Source organism: Halomicroarcula saliterrae, from assembly GCF_031624395.1.
Classification (GTDB): Archaea; Halobacteriota; Halobacteria; order Halobacteriales; family Haloarculaceae; genus Haloarcula; species Haloarcula saliterrae.
The window spans coordinates 196,896-220,565 of record NZ_JAMQON010000005.1; the positions used below are offsets into that span (position 1 = coordinate 196,896).

The window sequence follows — 23,670 nt, forward strand, 5'->3', positions numbered from 1 at the left end:
CGAGACAACCGACAGGGAGTCCGACTGCGGTGGCCAGTGGGAGGGGTCAACGGACAGTCGACGAGCTGTTCAGATGGATTCGACGCCACCACTATCGTTCACTGACGAAACGGGACATCTCAGACCGGCTGTGACCAGTTCTCTGACACGCTGTCACGTGCGAAGCAGATCCGGACCGTGAGGAACTCTCGCCACGAGACGGAGTCGATGGCACGCTCCTTGTGGGTACAGGACTTCAGTCGCGGGGTTCAGATGGCCACAGACCAGCGCCCATCACAGACGGGCAGCCCCATGTAGGAAGACCAGCGATACGCCAGCGTTTCGGTCAAGCCAATGCCGCTCCCGAGCCAGACGGCGGCTTTGGGACTGCCGATGAAGCTCACGCGCTGTTTGCGTTGTACATCGTCGTACTGCGACCCGGGGCGGTGCCACCGTACCAGGCCGGACAGTTAATGTCAGTCTAAATCAGACATGGCGTATGCAAATCGCAGCAGTCGGAATCGGTGGTGCTGGGGGCCGGATCGTCGATAGGCTGTGGCGGGACAACGAACACCGCGATACGACGTATCTCGGCGCGGCCTGTGTCGTCGACACGGACACCCAAGCGCTCGACGAACTCGACGCGCTCCCGGGCGACCAGCGGCATGCCTTCGGCCTCCTCGAAACGGATGGAAACGGGACGGACGGGAACCGGACGAACGGTATCGCCGCCATCGAAGACGAACGGCTCGAAGTGCGGCGGGCGATAGACTCACTGGTGACGAGCGATATCGACGCTATTGTTCTCGTGGCCGGGCTCGCGGGCGGGACGGGAAGTGGGGCCACGGCACACATCGCCGACGCACTCGGGGAAATTTACACGATTCCGATCTACTGTGTGTCAGTGTTACCCGCCGGCTGGGACGACGACGCAGCCGCGAACACGATGCAAGCGCTCCGGTCGCTGGAGGCAACCGTCGACGGGCGGATTCTGTTCGACAACGAAGCGTGGCTCGGGAGCGAGCAGACAGTCGAGGCGGCTGCCGAGACACTGAACGAGACGGTTGTGACGCGGCTGGGGACGCTGTTCGCGGCAGGCGAGGCGACGGAGCCCGGAGCTGTCGGTCAGAGTGTCGTCGACGCCAGCGAGATAATCAACACCCTCTCGGACTCGGGCTTCGCGACGCTTGGCTACGCCAGTCAGGAACTGGAGACGGACGAAGACGCCGGTGACGGGACAGTCATAGACCATCTCAGGGACCGCTTTTTCGCCGACGAATCCGACGATGTCGACGAAATCAAGGCACACAACGCCGTCGAGACGACGCTTCGCCGAGCTGTGCGTGGCAAACTGACGGCCGAATGCGCGCGGGACTCGGCCGACCGCGCCCTGACCGTGTTTGCCGGGCCACCCACGTGGCTGATTCGGGATGCGGTTACCGATGGCCGGCGGTGGCTCGGGGACGAACTGCAGTCCCCGGAGATACGGAGCGGCGATATGCCGACGCCCGACCGGTCCACGTTGTCGGTGCTCGTCTTGCTCAGCGGTGTCACGGAACTGCCCCGGCTGGCGGAACTCGAAACGGTAGTCGAAGAAGCGAAGTGATACGGCGTGTTGCAGGTTCCCGCACTAGTATCGGCAGTTTCTTCTATCGTGTTGCAAAGCCGGTTCGAGGCAACGCGAAGCGACCGTAATGATGAGAGTTCCACCTCCACTACTGAACCATCGAAGTGCTAGCCGCCGAGTGCAACATCGACGCTGTCAGACGGACCACCCTGAGATTCGCAGGCAACGAAACATTCCGTTATACCTTTAATTAGTTATGATATACATATTAGCTGTGTCCCCAATACTTGCAAGCAGGCTCTCCGACAAGCAGGTAATGAGCACAGACGGCCAACACGTTGGTCAAGTACACAACATTACAGTGGATGTCGAGTCCGGCGACCTGGAGACTCTTGTAATCAAAACTGAGCGAAGCGAAATATTCGGGATAGAGCAGGCTGCTGACGGCCACATACGTCTGCCTGCAACCGTACTCGAATCGGTTCGCGACCATCTCATCATCACCCCGCCGAACGGAGCGGGCGACTAGCACAGCCGTTTTACCGAAATCTGGGGCTTTCGCCTCGCTCTTCGGTGCGGGGAGGAAGTCAACAGGTTGGTGCACGGGTCGAACACAGTTCGCCTTCGAGCACGTGGCCTACGACGCGAATCCCTTCAATACGGCTCTACGGCGGTGTTCGAGCCCGATTCTCGATAGCAGTCGGATGCTGGGGAACCGAGCTCAGTACTGGGCGACTGGAACGTGGACGGTCTAACAGGTGTGGGCACACTGGGCCGTCCCAGCTATACGATACGGTGGGCGCATTTATCGGTGCAGGCTGTGTACTATCTCCTGTATGCCCGAAGAAGTCCTGTTCAAATCAGAGAGCGACCAGAGTCGAGAGGAGATTGCATCGTACCTCCGGAAAGTCGCGGACAATCTCGACAGCGGGGACGCTATCACCCTGAAAGCAGGCTCCGAGTCTGTAACGCTGAACCCCCCTGCGCGACCGACCTTCGAAGTCAAAGCCGAACGCGAAGGCCCGGCTGGCAACATGACTGAACGAAGTATCGAGTTCGAACTCGAGTGGGACGAGAACGACGGTGAGGCAGGCAGCGCAAGCGGTCAGTTGGAAATCGAGTAGGCGCTCCACACTGCACAGCCGATTCGCCACGTCGTTTTGAGAGCGACTCGCTGAGAACTGCTATTTACATCCGTATCCGTCTTACATTTGATTTCCGCGCGTGCGCCTCGCTCTAATTAGCTGTGGTGGCTCTTCGTCGAGAGCGTCCGAAGAATAGCTGGTCGTGCTTCTCGACGCACGTTCCACCGAGCAGACCAACGATCAGTACAGATTCAACAGCAACCGGTAAGCTAAAATTTATCATGCAATCGGACGATTGCGTAGATATGGACACGGAGAGTAGGACTTACGCGGATAACACTGCGTTCAAACTACTCGCACTGGCCCTCGTTGGCGTCCTGCTCGGTGTCTTACTCGAAGCGGGACTGGATACGTTCGGATTCTGATGGTCAGTTCGCTATATATACAGCGCGTATCTCGCACGGAGCCACTTCCTGTTCACAGACGGGCGACGTGCTCAGTGCAGCCTGTCCACTGACCGGGAATTCTCACTCATCACTCGGTCGAGCCTCTATCTCATTTTCGTCGTTTTCTGTCTGTCGTCCATCAAGAGACGTGTCCGACAATAGGGTGTCTAACACCATCGCAGGAACCTCAATGAGAAGTTCGAACAGACTCATACAGGAGACTGTTACTGCAGTTCACTTAGAATCTACCCAAAGATACGCACACAGACACGCTGAGAAGCCGGTTTGTCCCCACAGTTCCGAAATCAGTTCTGTGAGATATGTCCGTAGACTCCGTAACTACGTATTCGATTTCCCTCGTGTCACTCACGCTAATTACGCTACCAGCAGTTACCGCCGAAGACGGTACACCGGGGCAGTTATCGAGCCCACCTGGTCTGAAACACAGGGTGAGCATACCGTTCTCGCTCTCCATACACAATCACGAGTCCGCGTTCCGGAGAATGCATCGCTCGGTCATTGGCCCGTGTTCTGCCGTGCCGATGCGGTCGGCTACGACCGCTCGTGGACGGTGATAACCGGGACAGGTGCCGATCGGACCGTCTTCTCGGCGACACTCCCGAGGAGGATTCGATCGACACCACGGCGGCCACTGGCTCCCATCACGACGGCGTCGATATCCCTCGTCTCGATGTGTTCTCTGATCACCGCTGCAGGCGACCCGTGTTCGACGTACGTTTGGACGTGTGAAAGATCGTACGCATCAGCGTCCGCGTCTACGTCTTCGACAGCTTCGGCTGCCGGGCGCTCGCGTGCATCCGTAGGGAGTGCAGAGCGAACGTCAGGGCCCAGCGACGTATCATCCACGACAGAAAGGGCGTGCACTGTCGCATCGAGCGTCGCCGCGAGGGCGAGGCCATGCCCGGCTGCAGCGGTCGAAGCAGGACTCCCGTCGGTCGGCACGAGAATATTCTCGTACGGGAACCGCAACTGCTCGTCAGCTCGCATTCGAGCGGTTAGAACGGGGACCTCGGACAAGCGCACCACTTTCTCCGTGACACTTCCGAGGAGATAGCGTGAGATGCCGGTCCGGCCGTGGGTCGGCAAGACGATCAGGTCGTAATCGTATCGCTCGGCGTAGTCGACGATCGTCGGGGCTGGACTCCCCTGCACGATATCAGTCCCGTACTCTACGCCCAGGGTATCGAGTGTACGTGCGACATCCGAGACGATATGTTCGCCCTCCCGCTCCAGTGCGTCGACGACGTTCCCGTCGACAACGGTGAGGCTATCCCGAGTCGTATCGGCGACGAATACCACCTGAAGCGTCGCGTCTGTCCACTGTACGAGTTCGGCGGCGTGATGTACGATAGTTGCTGCGTGTTCGCTGCCGTCAACTGGGAGGAGCACCGAATCGTACATGTCACTACCGTTAGATACGGCGAACAGTCACAAAACAGTTCCCACGCCCACCTGTCGAAGTTACGACACGTTCTCTCGGTGTATACGGGCTGCGGTTGTTGTTTAGCCCCCGTCTTTGTCCCGCACCTCGTAGTGGAGCGTGATGTACAATCGGATTCGTGTCGCAACAGACGGGAGTGACACCGCACAACGCGCTACAGGTCACGCTCCCGGCAGCCCGCGGGCCAGTGGCCGAGGGAAAAGCGCGAATCATGGCGGTCTGGTTACCAAGCACACCCGAATCTACGCACCAGGGTCACCGAACGCTGGCAGCGCGAGGTGAGCCCGACGAACATCCTCCGCCCGGGGCTGGTCGCCAGAGATGGACAGGTACACAGCTGGTCGATACGCGGTGCGTCTTCTCGGAGGTCGACGGACGCCCCAATTGGACGCGGACTCAATCACTCGATGCGGCCCATCGATCAGCTCCCCCTGCGTGCCGGTTTCGTCTCGTGCTCTCCACTGGCAGCCTCCGAGAATCGTGGCAGTTCCCCGTTCAGCGATCCGTCTGAGTACCGACCGCCGACGAGTGGGACACATGTATCCACGCCAGAAGTGACGGATATAAAACCACGCCCATCAACAGATGCGCGTCACGTGAGGGCCAGCACGTCGAAACGGCCCACCATCGGTTGGTAGTCCGGATAACTCACAACCGGTGTCGCGGGGTCCCGCCTTCACCGGTGGAGGTCGATAGAACCTAGACAGCTGGGTCGCTGCTGCCATCGAGTGAGTCTCGCATGACCAACAGTGACGAGAGGACGAACGACCCCGCGAACAGCACCGGGAAGCTGAGGACTTGCGCGACCGGGTCCGGAGGTGTGACGAGCGCGCCGACCACGAACGCCAGCAATACGGACGCCGAGTAGGCGGTGACCAATCGTTCGCGTCGGTCGGCTGACCGCGTACGCGCCGCCCAGTCGTTTCGGACGTAGCGGACCCAGAGGTAATAGACCAGCCCGTATCCCGAAGCCAGCATCAGGAACGTCCGGAACGTCGACCCGTCCTGCGCTGTCGCTTCCGCACGGGCCCAGTATCCTAGCGCGACCAAGTTCCCGAGGAGGATGAGCACTGTCAGGGCGAAGGCAACACCGAGCAGTGGGGTTTCGATCAGGGAGAGACCGAATTGCACGTCTCCAATTGGTTACGCAATAGTGATAGGTCTTCTGTGAGGCCGCCACAAGATATGTCGACACAGCACGTCGTACGACCACTTGGAAACCAACCTTCCTCGGCCCGCCGGGTGGCCCGTAGTGAGCGTCACCCAGCCAGACAGCCGTCCAGAAACCGGGCCAGACTGACCCGCCGTAGCGCAGTGGCCGTCCACAGAGAGCAGGCCAAGACGCAAGCGATATGCAGACTCGAAAGCCAGGTTCGTGACAAGCCACCGATGGTCGGCACCTGTGTACCGCTACGCTACAGATGAACACACGAGAGGTCCCACTGGATTCGCAGCCGCCGGATGCAATCCCACCTGGCGAGGATAGCTGCGTCGTCTGGCACTGCAGACAGTTGCGAACACGGGATCAGCCGGCTCTCGACTATGCCACGACGCAGTATTCGACGCTCCTCCCAGTGTTCGTGTTCGACCCGTCCTTTTACGGCCCGGACGGGCTAGCGTGCGATGCCCGGATTCAGTTTCTCCACGAGTCACTGGCGGATCTGGACGAGCAGTATCGCGACCGCGGCGCCGCGTTGACGCTGTGTCATGGCGATCCGGTCCGGATTCTCACGGCGTTCGCTGACGCTGGGTGGGACATCGTCACTACAGCGGATCCGACCGGTCGGTACGGGCTCCGAAGAGACAACGCAACCGCCGACGCCTGCGACGTGACGTTCATCGACGCCGATGGGCTCGTCCGAGGTGAGGCCGACTCGCGCGACGGGTGGGGCGAGCAGGCCGAGGCATGGCTCACTGCAACACAGCGTTCCTGGTGTGCAGACGACGTCACTATCGAACAGGTCGACACAGCGGTCACGACCGAACGAATCGAAGCTGCTTACGACGTGTCGCCGGACAAACAGCGCCTCCCAACTGGGGGAACGGCTGCGGCACGGAAGCGGGTCATAGACTTTCTCGAACAGATCGAGGCCTACCCCGAGAATATCTCCGCCCCAGCCGACGCACGGACGGGGACGAGTCAGCTCTCACCGTATCTCCGGTTTGGCTGTCTCTCGGTCCGCGAGGTGTATCAGGCAGTGACCGACCATGATGGGACTGATCGGGCGACGGAGATGTTCGTCTCCAGACTCTGGTGGAATCGTCACTACAGTCAGAAACTGGTCGACTGGGCAGGCTGGATGGATACAGCAGCGAATCCAGTGATGGAGGGGTTCCATGCCGACACACATGACCCCGACCGCGTTGCGGCGTGGAAACAGGGCCAGACCGGCTATCCGATGGTCGATGCATCGATGCGGTGTCTGAAGGAGACTGGATGGCTGAACTTCCGTATGCGAGCGATGTGTGCGTCGTTTCTGTGTGACCTGCTCCAGCAACCCTGGAAGATCGGGGCGGACTGGTTCTACTATCATCTGATAGATGCTGATCCCGCGATCAACTACACACAGTTCCAGATCCAGGCCGGGATGGACGGGACGAACATGCTGCGAATCTACAACCCCCGGAAGCAGGTGCGAGACAACGATTCCGAGGGTGAATTCATCTATCGGTGGGTCCCGGAGCTACAGCCGCTCCCGGTCGAGCATCTGGATCAGCCCGAAAAAACGCCACTCCACGTCCAGGACGAGTGTGGCGTCCATATCGGTGAGACGTATCCGTACCCGGCTGTGGAATACGAGGCCGCTCGTGAAGCCATCCACGCGAAATTCGACGCTGTCCACGACAAAGCCAAGCGGGCCTTGCAGAACGACGACGTCGCTCGTCGCATCTCGATGTCCCAGCGCGGTCGCGTCGAGGACGACCCAAAACAATCACAGGACGACGCCGACTCAGGGGGCACACAGTCGTCGCTCTCGTCGTTTTGAGAGGGATGCGACTCGGCACCGCGCGAAGCGACACCGTCTGTGAAAGCCGTTCTCGTCACGAAGGGCCCGCTACCAGCGCAGGGCTAGTCCGACCCGGAATACCGGAAGCGGGCTTCCGGACGACATACCGAGCCGCCTCAATCTCGTCACGGCCGTGACCGCGGTACGCTTGGAAGAGAGTTAGTGACGATTCGCTCGCGTTTGTGACATCGTCGTCTCGCCCGCCTAACGGCCGTGGGCTCTGACCATACCGACACCGTGGTCGTGTCGGCCCCGAACACCGGACCTGCTGTGCTCGCGATACCGACTGCTGTCCCGACCGGGTGCCGATAAGCGTTCGCTACCCATGATAGATAAATGAAAACCGAATAAATTTAAATACTTTGTCTCATTCCATGAATATAACGGCAGAAAATACTGTGGGGGAAACTCGGATGACAGAGACTCAGCGACAGAAGCTACAGGCGATATTCGGGGCATTATTACTGATCACTGTGGGGCCAGTGTCAGGACTGAGTGTCGGTGGCGGGGCGCTACTCGGTCAAGCGGGAAACGCTGGCAATCAGTCCATCGGGGCTGGGAACCAACCCACCGCGGACGGCGCCGGAAATGAGCCCGCGGGCGGCGGGGTATCCCAGATCACGTGGAACGATTCTACAGCGCCCAACACCAGCCAGATCGGCGCGTTGGGCCCGCGGTCTGATACGGACCGACCGTATGCCGTCGTCGGGAACCAACCGACTGACCCGGATAACGAGGGGCTGTACGAAGACATCAACGGTGACGGCGAGGTCAATATCGTCGACGTCGATGCGCTAAACCGGCATCTTTCGTCAACAGCGGTCGGCGCAAACTGGAGTGCCTACGATTTCACCGACGACAATCGCACTGATGTCGGTGACGTTCAGTGGTTACTCAATGCGACCCGGTCGACCAGTGTCGACGATTCGGACGGAGACGGGTTACCAGATCCGTACGAGCGCAATGTAACGAGTACTGACCCGCACAACGCCGACACTGATGGTGATAGTGTTATCGATGGGGTGGAAGACTGGGATAACGACACACTCACCGCCTACAGGGAATACCGACTCGGCACGGATCCACGGGCGGAGGATACTGACGGCGACGGGCTCTCAGATACTCTCGAAGTCGTAACACCTGAACTCGATCCCACCGACGCCGACGTGAACGACAACGGCGTTCCGGACGGGCGCGATGACTTCGACGGCGACGGGCTCTCGGTCACCAACGAGACGGCCGCGGGGACCATCATCGGTGACAACGACACTGACGGAGATGGACTCGAAGAGGGGCCGGAAATCCACGAGTACGGAACGAACGCGACCCTCGTCGATACGGACGCTGACGGACTTGATGATGGCGACGAGATAGCGCTGGGGACGGACCCACTCGTCCCGGACACTGACGGTGACGGGGTACGCGACGCAAACGAGACGTACAATACGACGGCTTCCAACGAGACCATCGGCGCGACTGTTACGATAACCGGCCAGGGGAACGTCGCCGCTGACACTGACGTACGGCCCGCAGCACACAGCCGGTACGGAGGCGAGTACGCGCCTAACAGCTCCGTCTCGTCGTTCGTGGAATTCGACACCGAGCGGAACTTCTCTTCGGCGAACATCTCGCTGGGCTACGACGACAGCACGCTCGGAAACGAGAGTGACGCAGCGATATACCGGTTCAACGAGAGCCTGGGTACCTACGAGCGCGTCGGCGGAACGATAGACGCGGCCAACGACACGGTAACTGCCGAGACGGCGCACTTCTCGACGTACGTCGTCTTCAACGAGTCGAGCTGGCAGCGCTATCTCGAATCCCGCTCGGCGCTCGAAGGCAACGTCACCGACGTTGGCCCGCTTCCGCCGGCACCGGCTGACTCGGTCACGATTCAGAACATCGACGCGAGCGACTATCCCAACATCACAGTGTACAGCCACGTCGACACGCCCACGGGCGTCAATGGCACGCTGAACAGCTCGCAGTTTCGTGTCTTCGAGAACGGCAACGAGTTCCCGGTCGAATCCACCAGCTTCACCGAGGGGACGCGACTCGACATCGTGTTCGTGTTCGACGACACCGGGAGCATGGGCGGTGAAATCGACGATATGAAACGCGGTGTCTCGGACCTGACCGGGTCTATCGAAGACGCCGGTATCGACGCCAGATACGGGCTCGTCTCGTTCAAAGACGGGACCCATGTCGACCAGGAACTGACAGACGATACGGGCGCGTTTCAGGAAAGCGTCAACGGCCTCTACGCATCCGGTGGCGGTGACGGCCCCGAAGATAGCCTCGACGCCATTTATCGAGGGGCAGAGATGGATTTCCGCAACGACACCCAGCGTGTCGTCGTCCACATCACCGACTACTCCGCTCACGCATCCGACCGGACTACCCACTCGTACACCGACGTGAGCGAGCGTATCCGAACCACCGGCAGCGAGTTCTACACGGTGTCTCCGGAGTCCACCGACTTCGATACGATAGCCAACGAGACCGGCGGGATCTGGATGGATATCTCCGACTCCGACTTCGGGGTCGTACTCGATGACATCCAGTCGTCGCTGACGAGCCGCTACGCAGTGCGGTACGAAGCGGCCAGACCGCTGGACGGGACCGGCCGACGCGTCGACCTCTACGCCGATGACCCTGCGGTGGGCGTCGGTAACGATACGGACGCCTACATCGCTCCGAACAGGACGACGAAAGACTGTACCGGTCCGGACAGCGATGGCGACGGCATCTCGGACTACTGTGAGCGGACGGGTATACCGCTCGCCAACGGGCCGATCGTCACGACGAATCCCGACGACCCGGACACCGACGGTGACGGCACGCTCGACGGGCGCGAAATCGACCTCTCGGAAAAGGTGACCAACGCCCGCGGCCAGTTTGCCGGATACGCGTGGACGAGTGACCCGACCGTTTCAGACACGGACGGCGACGGCCTCAACGACACCGAAGAACTGGTCGGCTGGGAAGTTCAGGCAACGCTCTCGTCGGATCAGTCCCGGGATTTCGTCGAGGGGCTGTACAGTGACGGGAGCAACGGCGCGAGCCACCTCCGGAACTGGACGGTCGATTCGGACCCGCGCCAGTCCGACACTAACTTCGATGGCCTGAACGACAGTCAGGAACGTCGATACCGTATCGATCCGCGGTCGGCCAACACCGACGGGGACACGCTGAGCGACAGCGCTGAAATCGAGCAGAATCTCGACCCGACGATACACGACCACCGGCCACCGGAAGTGACGGTCTACGTCACAAGCATCGACAAGCCGAACGCGTGGCTGGACAACCGGGCGACCTACACGCTGACCTACGGTGTCGACGACCCGTACGGCGTCTCGCGGATCGCCGTGGTTCACAACGACGAGGTCAGAGATACACCCAGTATCAAGGACGCCGGGAGCTATCTCTCCGAGTTCCAGACCGGCTACGCCGAATCGCTTCAGGACGACCTCTCGGGCGCGAGGACGAACATCCAGGTCCGTGACACCAACGGCAACGAGGACACCGAACTGGGCTTTTCCCGGAGCACGATTCTCGTCGAAGGCGCCAAGGCGTCCGATTCCGTCAGTATCGACTCGGCCCGAGCCGCACGAAGCCTCGGATTCTACTCCGGCATAACGTCTGCCGTGGGTAGTTCTATCGAGGCCGCGCGGTCGTTCGTCGACGACCCGCTGGGGTTCGTCGATTCGATGACCCAGATCATCGGGATGATCGACGAGCTGGGGCCGGAACTCATCCGGGCGATGGCCGACAGCTACGAGCAGCGCCAGCGCACGGCCAATCCCTACAGCGAGGGCTCCAGCTCGACTCGGTATCACCAGTTCCGCACGAACTACTACGGCGGTCTGCTGTGGGGTGAAGTCGCGAAAGCCACGGCCGGCGGACAGGCAGCCAACGCCGTGAAACAGACCCGGTCGGCGAGTCGGGTGGCGGACAAGCTGGACGGGACCAACGTGATGCGCACGGCCCGGACCTACGCGAGAGCCAAGGACCGGGTCGGTCGCTGGGAGGCTCGCCAGAAGGCCCGCGGCGCGGCGCGACTCGCCGACGCGACCGAGACGCCCCGAGCCGTCGCCCGTCGGACGTTGCGGCCGGCCAAGACCGCTACCGACGTGGTCCGTACCCGGTACCACATCCGGCGCGCCGACGTCGACATGGACTCCCTCGACGACACCCAGCAACGCCGGCTGGGCGAGATGCTCGCGGAGAACGACCCCGCGTCGGCCCGAGCCATCCGCAGGATGGATCAAGACGCCGTCGACGACCTCACACGGCTGGACGTCGACGCGAGCACCCGGAGCGACCTCGCGCCGAAATACCGGCAGCTGGACGACAGCGAGCGCCAGCGAGTGGCGAACCTGATCGACAGAGAGGGCGAGGACGGCAGCAAACTGGCCCGCGACATGGACGGCGAGACGCTCTCCGACTTCGTCTCGTGTAGCCCTTCGAGTGTGGGCAGCGGGGCAGCCGCTGCGGGCTCCTACGGGGGGGTCGCCGGCGCGTCACCTGCTGGCGATAGCTGTGACCCCGAGTTCCTCGACAGAGTCGCGGAAGTGAACGCCGATGTGGACGACTTCAACGCCGACGCGTTCGCACGGCGGTACGAGAACGACATCGACGACAAGGCGGCGTTCCGGGCCGCGACGAAGGACTTGGACACCGCCGACCGGCAGGAGCTGCTCCGGATCACCACCGAGGTCGACCGTGAGTACGTCTCGAACATCGGCAACGGCGTCGCCGATATGCGGTCGTCGGACGCCGGTAACCTCGACGACTTCTTCGCGTTCGACGCCGGGAAGGCGACGCAGGTTCGAGCGACGGTGTTACGAGCCGTCGGCGATGGCGATTTCGACGCCGTCACCCCGGAGCGTGCGTACCAGTTCTCGAACGACGTGCGGGAGCTCTCGTCGAACCCGGATGTCGAAGGCGCCAGCAAAGTCATCAACGAGGACCTCACGTCGAGCAATGGGTTCGTCAACGCCAACGACAACAACGTAAAGGGAGCGATGTACGAACTGCGCGTTGCGAACGGAAAACTCAGCGATCGACTGGACGGAGATGCAACTCTCAAGCTTAGCTTCGAACCCGACGTCGACTTCGATTCACTCAGTAGCGACGAAGTGTCGGATATCGCCGATGAGCTTGAGGTCCCGGAAAGCCAGGTACGGGACGAACTCGAGTACGGGTCACCGGACGACCCGAACCCCGAATTCGACGGATTCGCCATCGAGGCCGATGGGAAAGCCATGTACTACGAGGCGAAGTCAGGAGACGTTTCGACTCGTGATATCAAGGGCAAACTGTCCCGCCTACGGGCGTACCAGATGACTGATTCCGATGTGAGTTCGTCCCAGATTCGGCTGAACAGTCTCGAGCCCAAATCGAGCGACAAGGTGACGAACAAGGCTTGGGAGTTCCTGAATGATAAAGAGTTTGGCAACGCAGAACAGTTCGACTGGTGACGGAAGATAAATGTCTGACTCCATCGAGATCGTCTTCGTACTCGACCGCCGCCGGACCACGCCTACCGCCGAGCAATTACAGACCGCCCTCGCCGGGTCGGCAGCACACGAAGCCTCGGTGTCCAGCCCAGAGACAGTGTACATGACCGACACGACTGACGGTCCCGGAGTCGGATGTACGCTGGACGTGTACGATGCAGACGCCGACCGGTTCACGTTGCCGTCGCTTCCCGCGGTGGTGATGGGCGTGACGTTGTCGCAACTACAGAGCGAGGAGTACTTCCAAGAGAACCTGATGAGTCTCCTCAGTCACGTCCGCTACGTCTACGAGTCACTGGACGACTGTCGGTACGTGTACGGGCTCGATGACGAACACTTCAGCAGAATCGACAAGGAGGCCGGACCGGGACGGCCGGTCACCGAAGCGAGCCTTTCTGAAAACCGGCTCGAAACAGTGAGTTGGCTGATGCTGTTCTCACCGCCGCTGGTCGCCGAGTACGACCGCGAGTGGCTTCTTGACGCTCCCGTCTGGCAAACACGGGAACTAGACGACGGAGCAGTCATGCTCGTCGCCTCGCCCGACCCGACCGACTGGGAGGAGTTCCGGGCCGCACGGACGGAACTCGGCGAGTACTTCGATCGGTCGGGGTAGCCCGTCACGGCCTCGATGATTTATGATATAATTGCCATGACAGTCTCTGAAGACAGCTATATCAGCGTGTACTACCTCTACCGGGATGGCGATCCAGCGGCCATCGAGACGGCACACCAGAACGCGTTCAGTGATTATCCACAGTTGACGTGGGATCCGCCCTTCCTGCGAGGGGAGTTTGGAAACGTCAGCATCGGCTGTGAGGACATCGCTGCCGAGATGACCGGGATGGACCATCCCCAGAATTACACGTACGATGGCGGCGAGGAGAAGTGGGACCTGTTCGAGACGCCGCTCTGTGAGTACTTCCTCAAGAGCGATCACGACCTCGGAACCGATGCGCTCGTCGACCAGTTCGTCGAGATGGTCGTCACCGGCTACGAATCCACCGACGACCCACCGCTCGCGGCCCACGCGGAGTCACCGACGGTGCGCGCTGGCGCACACGCCACTACCAGCCCACCGTTCACCGCCGAGTCGCTCGCCCACGACGCGTACGAGTACCTCAGTTGGATCACCATCTTTACACCTTCAGTGGTCGAAACCTACGGCCGCGAGACGCTCCTGAGCGCACCAGCGTGGGAGACACGGGAGCTCACTGATGGCGCCGTCCTCGTAGTCGCGTACGGTGACCCGCATAACCCGGACAGAGACCAGCACGTCGCTGCCGCCCGGCATATCGGTCTCGAATCGTACTACGACGGGTGAAGAGATTGGCTGGAAAAGCTGGAAACTGAGGGGTTGTTGGAATCAAAAAGGTTGGGGCCCGAGGGAAAGTTTGGTGGGACCCATCTCACACACAAACTTCTGGAACAAATCAGATCAGACTGTATCGAGTATCTCTGGAAGTTATTTTCACAATGGCTCATCTCCCTAAGCCCGTTGTTGGCACGTTCGGGATAGTCGAATTGAGAGAAGGAATTGAAATCGAACCCAACTATCGATGAGAAGTAGTCCATATCGATCGACCAATTCAACTAGATGGCGCTTTCTCTGTTTTTTGTCTATTCCTTCCGAGTGGGAATACAACCAATAGCCGAAATTTTTGTGTTGCTAGTTCTCTTGGTGGTAGCCATGCCGGACGGGGTGTCAGTCGTCGCTGGCGGAGAGCGTCTGTGGCATAATATCCCATCGATCCGCAGTCACGCCGTCGACGCCGACTTCCCGCAACGCGCGGACGTCGTCGACCGTCCGTGCTGCCTTCCAGGCGACGACGTCGAGGCCGCAGTCGCGGGCGGCGGAAACGATGTCGGTCTCCAGGCAGAGTTCGTAATGCGGGAACACGTGCGTACAGTCCAGATCGACAGCACGTGACAGATGCCTCCGGGGGCCCTCTTTGAAGAGGAGTCCGTTCGGCACGTCGAGGTGGCTCGTTTCGATTTCCTCGATAGCCTCCGGGAGGAACGACGACACGCGAACGTCGGAACCGGCTGCCATCGCCAACTGCAGCGTATCCAGCGCGATGCCGGGCTCTTTCAGTTCGAGCTGAACGGTCACGGCATCCGGAACGGTCTGAAGCGCCGCTTCCAGACGCGGTATCGATTCGCCAGAACCGCACACGGTCAACTCCCGGAGGTCGGACCACGACGTCTCCGAGATACGTCCCTCGGCGTCGGTGACGCGCTCTAGCGTCGCGTCGTGAAACACGACTAGTTCTCCCGATCCGCACCGACGAACGTCGATTTCGATCGCGGGGAGTCGGCGGGCGGCTTCGCGGATGGCGAGGAGAGTATTCTCCGGAACTTGCTCTGCACAGCCACGGTGGCCGATAATTTCCATCTACTGGGTTCCCAACCGCCAGCACTCATCAACATTGTGTTTCCCGTCGGTCCCGATCTGTGATCGCTACGGGCACCATCTCCTCGGACCCGTCACTCACGGACAACGGATGCGTTCGGACGCAAGCCACGCTCGAGCGCGTTCGAGATCGGACGGTCGATTTACTTCGATGTGCCGCTCTGACGGAATCAGGAGGGGGCTGCTCGGTGTCCGAGGGTAGACGCAGGGGTACCAGTCGTCCAATCGCTCTCGTAGCACCCGAATCGCCGCCGTTCTGTGAGCGCGGCTCACGATTCCGAGCCCAGCGTGTTGGTGGCCTTCGATGAGCCCGTACGCCGTCACGAACCCCGACTCGTCCCAGCGAATCGCCGTCTCCGTGTCCTGCATCCCCGGCAGACAGCCGACGAGGTTGTATCGCCCGTCGAGCGCAGCGAACTGCTCGGTCAACCGACCGATTTCGAGCTCGTCGACCAGCACGTCGCCGTTGAGTATCAGTAGATCGTCGTCGATTCGTTTGAGTACGAGAAGCAACGACGCGGCGTTCTCGTACCGCTCCCACTCCGGGAACACGATCGGATCCTCGGGTTCGTACCTGTCGAGAACGACATCGTGACGATAGCCGAGTACGACGCTCGTTCCATCGACGTACCGCTGGAGCAGTTCTCGCTGGCGGTCATACAGCGTTCGACCGTCGAACTCGAGGAAGGCCTTCGGCACGTCGGCGGTGTAGTGGCCCATTCGCCGTCCTCGACCGGCAGCGAGGATCACGCCCTGCATTCGAGCACCTCCCGGGCCGCGCGTTCGCCGGACCGACCGTCCATCGGAATCCCGAGATACTCGAGCCACGATGCTCGCCGCCGTTTCGCGGATTCCGGCTCGCCGTTCCGGTAGCGCTCGTCGACGAGTTCGAGGGTGAGCGACTCCGTCGTAACTCCGATCGGGGGTACCGCTTTGCCCGGTGCATCGACGTTCGTCAACTGAATCAGCGGTCGACCGGTGTGAAGCCACTCGGCAATCGAGCCCGAGAAATCCGAGACGAGGATGTCCGACCGTTGCATGCTCTCAATCGGTGTCGTGGCCGTATCGAAGACGACGTTCGGTAACTCGGCGATCCGCTTTCGACAGTCACGAGTAACGGCGAGGCCCGGTCCCTCCCGTCTATCGGTCGGATGCGGTCGAAACAGGAGTTCGTATTCCGTCCCGGCAAAGCACTCGATAACCGAACGGGCGGTGTTCGCGTACGCTCCCCGGCCAACGAGATAGTTGGTCGGCGCGTACAACACACGGCGGTCCCGGGGCGACGGCGCGTCGACTAGTTCGTCGGCTTCTGGGATGCCGACGGTGGCGACTCTCACGTCGTCGGGCGCGACAGCGCGGTAGGCCCTCGCCCATCGCTCGCCCGGCGCCAGTGCGACGGACACGTGGTCGAGAATAGTTTCCGTTGTCACAGCGACCTCCCCTCGACCGATCGACGCGCCGTGTCGAAGGTGGACGAGCGGGTACTCTTCGTAGAACGAGAAACGATCGATACCGAACCGATGGTTGTAGACGACGACGCCAGGGTCGATCGTCCGGATGTTCGCGTCGACCGCGGCCGGATCCCGAACCGCGATTTCGGTGATGGAGTCGCTACAGCCGCGCGCATCCCCACGGACCGGAATGTAGGCCGATTCGACGTCCACACGTCGGTCGATTGCTTCGAACGTTTTCCGCATGAACGGCCGTTCGATAGCATACAGAACGTCTACCATTCTCGTGAACGTTGTAGCAACCGCTGGTGGGTGCCGGATCGAATCCGGAGGGAACGCGTGACTGAACGGCGAAATATACTATACCCTCCGGGCATGGACTAGCTAGGACGGCAGCGGTATTAATACTGTCATGCCGACAGTAGCAAGGTACTCTTCTGACAGCTGTCTTGTCGAATCAGTCGTGAGTCCCCCTCGGTAACTGTGTGGGACGTTCGGAGATAGCAATCTGTCACACCCCTTGTGACGTGAGAATCACTCCGTCGGACTCTGAGGTCGTTACGTCCGTTCTCTGTACCACAGGATTTGCTCCCTACCTAGTGAAGGCCCGTATTTGTGCGGCCGTCGGATGGCTACGGCGTCGTCAAATGCGTCGGTGTGCGTGTGGTGGCGGGGCCCCTTAGAAGTCCGTTCGATAGTCAGAGAGATGGCTGACCTACCAGATAAACATATTATGTACGAGACAAACATGTCATAGTATATATAGTATGACGTAGCTGCACACTAGCAAGCAGATTAAACCCCTTCAAGTCTCCTATTACGGGCATATCACGTCATTTCGTGGTCGACGAATCCTTGCCCGTGTCACCGAACACCAGTTCCGGAGTCTATCGCCGAAAAACCTTCGATAGCGCACCGAAAATCCGGATTTGATAGCACACAGGATACCACGGACACTGAGCCGCAGCAAATTGCTAGAATAAAAATAAATGTCGGGATATACAATATTTCATAGTGAATTCAGTTCAGCTGAACAGTGGTTCCGGGACTCGCTCGCTAGCTCACTCCGCCAAGCTACCCGCGCGCTAACGTCGAACTGGGGGCTGCCACGGCGTGAGTACGAGGCTGGGCATCTGTCGTAACACGTCGACGGCATCGGCAACAGGGAGATGAAACTTTATTCGTCGGCCGCCGGTGACTCCGTACATGGACCACTGTTGCAAAGTCGGGCGGCTCAGCGGAGAATACGCGTTGAAACACGGTGTCGAAGGCCGCCGTTTCGACCGCTATCTCGCCGACCGATGGCTCGGTCGCCGGGACTACACCGCGACCGGTTTACGTCCGCTGTCGAAGGCTCTCAATCACAAACTACTGAAAACGGTGTACAACGAACACGGACGAAACGCCCTCGAAACCCGCGTCGAATCGGATTACGAGGTGCTGGCTGACGGGGACGAGTCGTCGGCACTGCTCGATGACCTCGACTCGGACGGCATCGACGGGCGTAAGCTCCAGCGGGAGTTCGTCTCGTCGACGACGCTGTATCGCCATTTCACCGACTGTCTGGGCGAGTCGAAATCAAACGAGAGTGGCACTGGTGACGGCGAGTCGGACTGGGAAAGCGACAAAGTAGACCACGCACGTGAGGTGCTCCGTCGAAACGTCAGCCAGAGCCTTCGGTCGTTGGCAAATAAAGGGCGGCTCCCGGAAGCGGACACGGCACAGATCAAAACCGAGGTCATCCTCGGGTGTCCCGAATGTGCGACGCAGGTGAGTTTCAGACGCGCGGTCGACCGTGGCTACATCTGTGCGGAGCATATGTCTACTGCGGACGCGGGCACCGAACCGAAGACGACTGACTGATACCGGTCACCGCTACGTGAACGTCTGGTCGAGCGCCAGGCAGTGACAGTAGTTTCAATAGCTTCCGGTCTGCTTGTCCGTGTATGTGGGAACTGAGCCTTCGCAACACTGCGGGCATCAAATCAGGCACTGCGACGCTGGAGTCCGGTCTCAACACCGTCCAGGCGTCGAATTTTAAAGGCAAATCGAGCTTTATCCGGGCGATACAGATTGTGATGGGCACGGCCAGCATGGGCGACCGGGCGGATTTGACCGAAGGGGCGAGCGAAGGTAGGGTCACGCTCGACACACCAGAGACCGCGTACGAGGTGACGCTGCAGCGGTCTGAGACCGGAGCAGTGACGCGACACGGTGACCCGTACCTCACAGCGGACCGGGCCCTCGTCTGCGCTCGTCTGTTCGCATTTCTCGGTGAGGACAACGAAATACGTGCGCGGGTGCGAGCCGGCGAAGACCTGACTGACCTCCTACAGCGACCGATCGATATCGAAGATATCGACGCACAGATCGCGGATCTGCGAAACGAGCGTGACTCGGTGGTGCGCCGCCTCGAAACCGCTGAACGGGCAGCAGAGAATCTCCCGAGCGTCACAGAGGCCATCTCCCGTCTGGAGTCGGAACTGAAAGAACTCCGAGAGCGCCGAGACCAACTCGGCGACCGCGTGGGCGAATCCCCCGACGATGGCTCGCTGAGTGACGACCTCGCAGACCGACGGAGCGAGGTCTCGACGGCCGAACAGACGGTCACCCGGCTCGAAAAGCAGATCGAACGCAAGGAGACAGCGCTGGCGGAGAAAACGGAGGAGTTAGAGACACTCGAAGTACCGGACGAGGTGACGTTCGCGGCGGACATTCAGGAACGCGAGGAGCGTATCGACGAGCTCGGACTGCAGATAGACCTGCTGGAAGGAGTTCACCGGGCGAATCAGCGCGTCTTAGAGGAGGACGAGGTCACGCTGGTCTCGTCGGTCGAGAGCAGTCTGACGGCGGACGAATTCGACTGCTGGGTGTGTGGTGAGACGACGACCGCCGAAGATATCGAGGCGCGACTGGAGTCGCTCGAAGTGAAGCTGACCGAACTCCGAAGCGAAAAGCGGTCGCTGACCGAGGAAATCGAGGCGGTCAAACGGGAACAGGAGCAGGTCAGGCAGCAACGCCAGACCAGACGGCAGCTCGAGGAAACGGTCGGTGACCTCAGGGCAGATCTCGACGAGCTCAGGGGGGAGCTACACAGGGCCAGAGACCGACGCTCGTCGCTTCAGGAGGCTGTCGACGAGCTCGCATCACAGGTCGAAGCGGCCGAAACGGAACTGAACGAACAACTCACGGACATCAAGGCTGAAATCAGGACCGCCGAGTCCGAACTGGACGACCAGCGTTCCCGACGGGACGAGCTCCGGGAGCAGAGCCAGGAAGCGACCCGGCTTCGCACCGAGAAACAGGACCTGACCGAGCGGATCGCAGACCTCCGCAATCGGAAGAAAAAGAAGCAACTGGAGCTCAAAGAGCAGTTCGATACGGCCATGGACGAGGCGATCTCGCAGTTCGCTCCCGGGTTCGACGGCGCTCGGCTGGACGTGCAAACCACCGCCGACGGTGAGGTAGACGCCTTCGAGCTGGTCATCGCACGGGACGGCCGCGAGACCGAGATCGGTGCGTTGAGCGAAGGGGAACGCGAGCTCGTCGGAATCGTCGTCGCCGTCGCCGGCTTCCGGACGTTCGATGTCGCCGACATCGTCCCCGTGATTCTCCTGGACGGTATCAGCCAACTGTCCGCGGATAACCTGCGACGGCTGATCGACTACCTCGACGGTGCCAGCGAGATGCTTGTCACTACCGCGTACCCCGAAGCCGGCGAGTTCAGCGGTAATACCATCCGCCCGACGGAGTGGGAGACGATTTCGGACGAAGAAGCACCGGTCGCGTAGGCCGAGATTCTGAAACACCCTAACTGCGTTTCAAAATTTCGGGGAGAGTGGTGTACGGAGTCGTGACAGCGACGCAGCTGGCAGCCATCTACTGTTCGAGATAGGCGAACAGCTACTGGTCACCGGCGAGCTTATCGCTCTGTTTGGACATATTGATATTCACCTCGATGACGTTAGCGGCACTCACGATACGCTCAGGAATCGCCTGGCGGAACGTCCCCCCTTTGAGAAAGCTGGTTGGACCGGAGACGCTCAGTGCTCCGAGTACGAGACCCTCTCGGTCACAGATAGGTGCCCCAACGGCCCGCAGTCCTTCGATTTCTTCCTCGTCATTGTACGCGTATCCGCGTTCCCGTATTTCGGACAACGTCTCGAACAACTCGTCGGGATCGGTAATCGTGTGTTCCGTCCACCGCGGGAGCCCGTGGGTTTCGATAATCTCCTCGACGCGTTCACGTTCGAGTGCCGAGAGAATCGCTTTGCCCGCGGCAGTCATGTGCAGCCGGTCTCGATGCTGGAGTTTGGCGGCCTGATACTCGTCTCCGACCGCTGTCTCCCCCCGAATTTTGTACAGGTTCACTCCGCGACCGTTCTCCTCGCTCACGAGGTGACAGTACTGTCCGATATCGTCCGCCAGCCGGTCCACTTCGGGCTTCCCGACCTGGTACAGCAGACTCCGGTGTTTCACGTACTCGCCCAGCTGCAGGAACTTATACGAGAGCTGGTAATCGGTGCCGTGTTTCGTGACCAGGCCGGCCGATTCGAGCGTCTGCAGGTGGGTGTACGTCGTACTCTTCGAGAGCCCGAGGTGGTCTGCGAGTGCGGTCACGCCAGCGCTGTCGAGCGTGGCGAGCGCGTCGATAACCTCCGTCGCCGTGGTGACCGTTTTCAGCGTGCGCGGGGTGTTCGGCTCCGTCATTCTGCTGTTCTATTATGTGCGGATACACTTCATTGTTCGCGTATTGGAAACACTAAAACTGGACGTGTATGGAGCGAATATACTAATAATTCACTAATTGCTATATCCGTCGCCTGCCGACAACGCGCGGATAGAGAACGACTGGAACTAGCGTGACGGCCCCCTCGGTGCTACTCGCTGATACGAAGCGTCGCACTGAGAACGCCGTCTCGCAACGTTCGCTCCTCCAGTTCGGCGAGGGCGCTACGCGGCGCCTCGAGGGTCGCGAAGTGATTGCCCGCCAACTCCCCGGCCGGACTCTTGAAACAGGTGGGCCCGCAGGGGACCAGTATCTCCTGTTCGTTCCGGTATCCCGGATACAGCAGCAGGTCTCCACAGGAGGGATACACTGTGTGGTTTTCGCGTGGTATCTCGGGGAGGTCGATGTCGTCGATGTTGATCCACGTTGCGTGGCCACTCCAGCGAACGTGCATCAGTTCCGTCTCCAGCGGCGCGATATCCTTCACTGCCGCGACCGATTCGGGGGCGTCGTCGGGCAGGAACGTTGCGGGGAACACCTCTCCGTCGACGACGAGTTCGAGCCCGCTCATCGGTCGTCAGCTCCGGGGAACTGGGCCACGTCGGTTCTGAGTTCGGTGCGACTGCGTCTGTGGGTCTGTCGTACTGTCATTTGCTTCGAGTTGCGTCTTGTTCGTTAACGTCGCCGGCGAGGGATGCGAGGGCCGCGGTGAGTATCTCGGTCGTCGCGGTGCAGGCGGGCCAGTCAGTCCACTCCAGCTTGTTGTGCGAGTGGCCGTTGTCGGAGGGAGCAAACAGCAACCCCGCATCGGTCACTCTGGCGATTTGCATGCTGTCGTGGCCCGCTCCCGAGTGAATGTCGGTCGTGCCGACGCCGACGGCGTCACCGGCATCGTGCAGGGCCTTGCGACATCGGGGCGCCATATCGACCGGGGCCACGTCGTAGGAACATTCGACCGCTGTCGCGACTCCGCGATCGTCCTCCAGTGATGCGAGCTCGTCGTGGACCGCACCGACGATACGTTTGATCACCGTATACTCGACATCGCGGATATCGGCACTGAGCTCCACTTTGCCAGGGACCACGTTGACCGCCCCGGGGTCGACGGTGAGTTCACCTACGGTCGCGACGGCGGTGTCGCTGTGTTCCGTCTCGGACTGGGCCACCCGTTCGAGCGTCAAGACCAGTTCGCTGGCGGCCGCAAGCGCATCGCTCCGGGCCGCCATCGGCGTCGTTCCGGTGTGATCTGCCTTGCCGTCGATAGTCACGTGGAGGCGGGTGGTGCCCGATATCGTCGTCACGACGCCCGCAGGGAGCCCCCACTGTTCGAGTCGGTCGCTCTGTTCTACGTGGAGTTCGAGCCAGGCGTGCCAGCTACTCGCGTCCAGACGGCCCTCGCCGTGGAAACCGATCTCCGCCAGCGCCTCTTCGAGCGTTTCCGTGCCGTCTGAGCGGTCGAGTGCGACGTCCGCGTCCAGCTGGCCAGCAGCGACCGACGAGCCGAGAACGCCGTCCGCGAACCGCGTTCCCTCTTCGCCAGTGAAACTCACGACGGTGACTGGACGCGAAACCGGTGTGCCGGCCGACTGCAGCGCTCGGACGGCTTCTAGCCCCGCGTACACGCCGAGGGGCCCGTCGAATATGCCGCCGTACGGAACGGAATCCAGATGGCTCCCGACGGCCACCGGCGGGGCGTCGGGGTCACAGCTGTCCGGTTCCCAGGTGCCGGCGATGTTGCCGACGGCGTCGACATCGACCGTCAGCTCTGCCTGAATCATCCGGTCGACGAGATGCTGCCGGGCGCCGCGGTTGGGCTCCGTGCCCGGCAACACGGTCCGGGCTTGTCCCTCCTCGGTTGGGACCGCGCCGAACTGCGCGTTCCGTTCGATGTCCCGCCGGAGGCGCTCACCGTCGACCGAGAACGGCGTAGCCGTCACCGTGTCACCGTCCAGACCGTCGAACGCTTTGCGGTCTTGCATCCCTGCCAGTCACACCGACCCCGGTGGGGCCG

18 protein-coding genes and 1 pseudogene are annotated in these 23,670 nt (G+C 60.9%); 10 read left to right on the top strand and 9 right to left on the bottom strand.

Annotation, left to right across the window (positions count from 1 at the left end):
* Positions 1–478 precede the first annotated feature (478 nt).
* From NDI56_RS17065 to NDI56_RS17075, 3 genes are all read left to right on the top strand, one after another.
* Positions 479–1,585: a tubulin/FtsZ family protein gene (locus tag NDI56_RS17065; RefSeq protein ID WP_310920886.1), complete on the top strand. Its 1,107-nt coding sequence runs from the start codon at positions 479–481 to the stop codon at positions 1,583–1,585.
* Positions 1,586–1,802: 217 nt separating this feature from the next.
* Entirely contained in the window at positions 1,803–2,075 is a 273-nt protein-coding gene (locus NDI56_RS17070) for a PRC-barrel domain-containing protein (protein WP_310920887.1), read from the top strand.
* A gap of 307 nt (positions 2,076–2,382) precedes the next feature.
* Positions 2,383–2,670 (top strand): amphi-Trp domain-containing protein, encoded by a 288-nt coding sequence (locus NDI56_RS17075; protein ID WP_310920888.1) that lies wholly within the window; start codon positions 2,383–2,385, stop codon positions 2,668–2,670.
* Between the two features lie 488 nt (positions 2,671–3,158).
* Here the strand turns inward: NDI56_RS17075 and NDI56_RS17080 are convergent, their stop codons facing one another.
* From NDI56_RS17080 to NDI56_RS17090, 3 genes are all read right to left on the bottom strand, one after another.
* On the bottom strand, positions 3,159–3,290 hold the full coding sequence (locus tag NDI56_RS17080; RefSeq protein ID WP_310920890.1) for a hypothetical protein: 132 nt from the start codon (positions 3,288–3,290) through the stop codon (positions 3,159–3,161).
* 339 nt (positions 3,291–3,629) lie between these two features.
* Positions 3,630–4,499, bottom strand: a complete 870-nt coding sequence (locus NDI56_RS17085; RefSeq protein ID WP_310920892.1) for a universal stress protein — start codon at positions 4,497–4,499, stop codon at positions 3,630–3,632.
* Between the two features lie 739 nt (positions 4,500–5,238).
* Positions 5,239–5,670, bottom strand: a complete 432-nt coding sequence (locus NDI56_RS17090; RefSeq protein WP_310920893.1) for a hypothetical protein — start codon at positions 5,668–5,670, stop codon at positions 5,239–5,241.
* A gap of 290 nt (positions 5,671–5,960) precedes the next feature.
* Between NDI56_RS17090 and NDI56_RS17095 the strand changes: the two genes are divergently transcribed.
* From NDI56_RS17095 to NDI56_RS17110, 5 genes and pseudogenes are all read left to right on the top strand, one after another.
* Positions 5,961–7,526: an FAD-binding domain-containing protein gene (locus tag NDI56_RS17095; RefSeq protein ID WP_310920894.1), complete on the top strand. Its 1,566-nt coding sequence runs from the start codon at positions 5,961–5,963 to the stop codon at positions 7,524–7,526.
* A gap of 434 nt (positions 7,527–7,960) precedes the next feature.
* Positions 7,961–8,434, top strand: a pseudogene (locus NDI56_RS21780) (dockerin type I domain-containing protein); the annotation flags it as partial.
* 135 nt (positions 8,435–8,569) lie between these two features.
* Positions 8,570–13,030, top strand: a complete 4,461-nt coding sequence (locus NDI56_RS17100; RefSeq protein WP_310920895.1) for a vWA domain-containing protein — start codon at positions 8,570–8,572, stop codon at positions 13,028–13,030.
* Positions 13,031–13,040: 10 nt separating this feature from the next.
* Positions 13,041–13,682 (top strand): hypothetical protein, encoded by a 642-nt coding sequence (locus NDI56_RS17105; RefSeq protein ID WP_310920896.1) that lies wholly within the window; start codon positions 13,041–13,043, stop codon positions 13,680–13,682.
* Positions 13,683–13,718: 36 nt separating this feature from the next.
* Positions 13,719–14,390, top strand: a complete 672-nt coding sequence (locus tag NDI56_RS17110; RefSeq protein WP_310920897.1) for a hypothetical protein — start codon at positions 13,719–13,721, stop codon at positions 14,388–14,390.
* Between the two features lie 381 nt (positions 14,391–14,771).
* On the opposite strand, the gene NDI56_RS17115 is transcribed toward NDI56_RS17110, so the two are convergent.
* The 3 genes from NDI56_RS17115 to NDI56_RS17125 all read right to left on the bottom strand — a co-directional run bounded on the left by NDI56_RS17115 (position 14,772) and on the right by NDI56_RS17125 (position 17,143).
* Entirely contained in the window at positions 14,772–15,461 is a 690-nt protein-coding gene (locus tag NDI56_RS17115; RefSeq protein WP_310920898.1) for a glycerophosphodiester phosphodiesterase, read from the bottom strand.
* 96 nt (positions 15,462–15,557) lie between these two features.
* A complete protein-coding gene (locus tag NDI56_RS17120) occupies positions 15,558–16,238 on the bottom strand; it encodes an NTP transferase domain-containing protein (RefSeq protein ID WP_310920900.1) in 681 nt (226 codons plus the stop codon).
* Positions 16,226–17,143, bottom strand: a complete 918-nt coding sequence (locus NDI56_RS17125) for a CDP-glycerol glycerophosphotransferase family protein (protein WP_310920901.1) — start codon at positions 17,141–17,143, stop codon at positions 16,226–16,228. The genes NDI56_RS17120 and NDI56_RS17125 overlap by 13 nt, the downstream gene beginning before the upstream one ends.
* A gap of 993 nt (positions 17,144–18,136) precedes the next feature.
* On the opposite strand from NDI56_RS17125, the gene rdfA reads away from it, so the two are divergent.
* Together rdfA and NDI56_RS17135 are read left to right on the top strand one after the other, a co-directional pair.
* On the top strand, positions 18,137–18,793 hold the full coding sequence (gene rdfA / locus NDI56_RS17130; protein ID WP_310920902.1) for a rod-determining factor RdfA: 657 nt from the start codon (positions 18,137–18,139) through the stop codon (positions 18,791–18,793).
* An 83-nt stretch (positions 18,794–18,876) separates the two neighbouring features.
* Positions 18,877–20,721 (top strand): archaea-specific SMC-related protein, encoded by a 1,845-nt coding sequence (locus tag NDI56_RS17135; protein WP_310920903.1) that lies wholly within the window; start codon positions 18,877–18,879, stop codon positions 20,719–20,721.
* A 112-nt stretch (positions 20,722–20,833) separates the two neighbouring features.
* On the opposite strand, the gene NDI56_RS17140 is transcribed toward NDI56_RS17135, so the two are convergent.
* From NDI56_RS17140 to NDI56_RS17150, 3 genes are all read right to left on the bottom strand, one after another.
* Positions 20,834–21,640, bottom strand: a complete 807-nt coding sequence (locus NDI56_RS17140; RefSeq protein WP_310920904.1) for an IclR family transcriptional regulator — start codon at positions 21,638–21,640, stop codon at positions 20,834–20,836.
* Positions 21,641–21,810: 170 nt separating this feature from the next.
* Positions 21,811–22,230, bottom strand: coding sequence for a DUF3830 family protein (locus NDI56_RS17145; RefSeq protein ID WP_310920905.1), 420 nt, complete (start codon positions 22,228–22,230; stop codon positions 21,811–21,813).
* 76 nt (positions 22,231–22,306) lie between these two features.
* Positions 22,307–23,638 (bottom strand): Zn-dependent hydrolase, encoded by a 1,332-nt coding sequence (locus NDI56_RS17150; RefSeq protein WP_310920906.1) that lies wholly within the window; start codon positions 23,636–23,638, stop codon positions 22,307–22,309.
* Positions 23,639–23,670 lie beyond the last annotated feature (32 nt).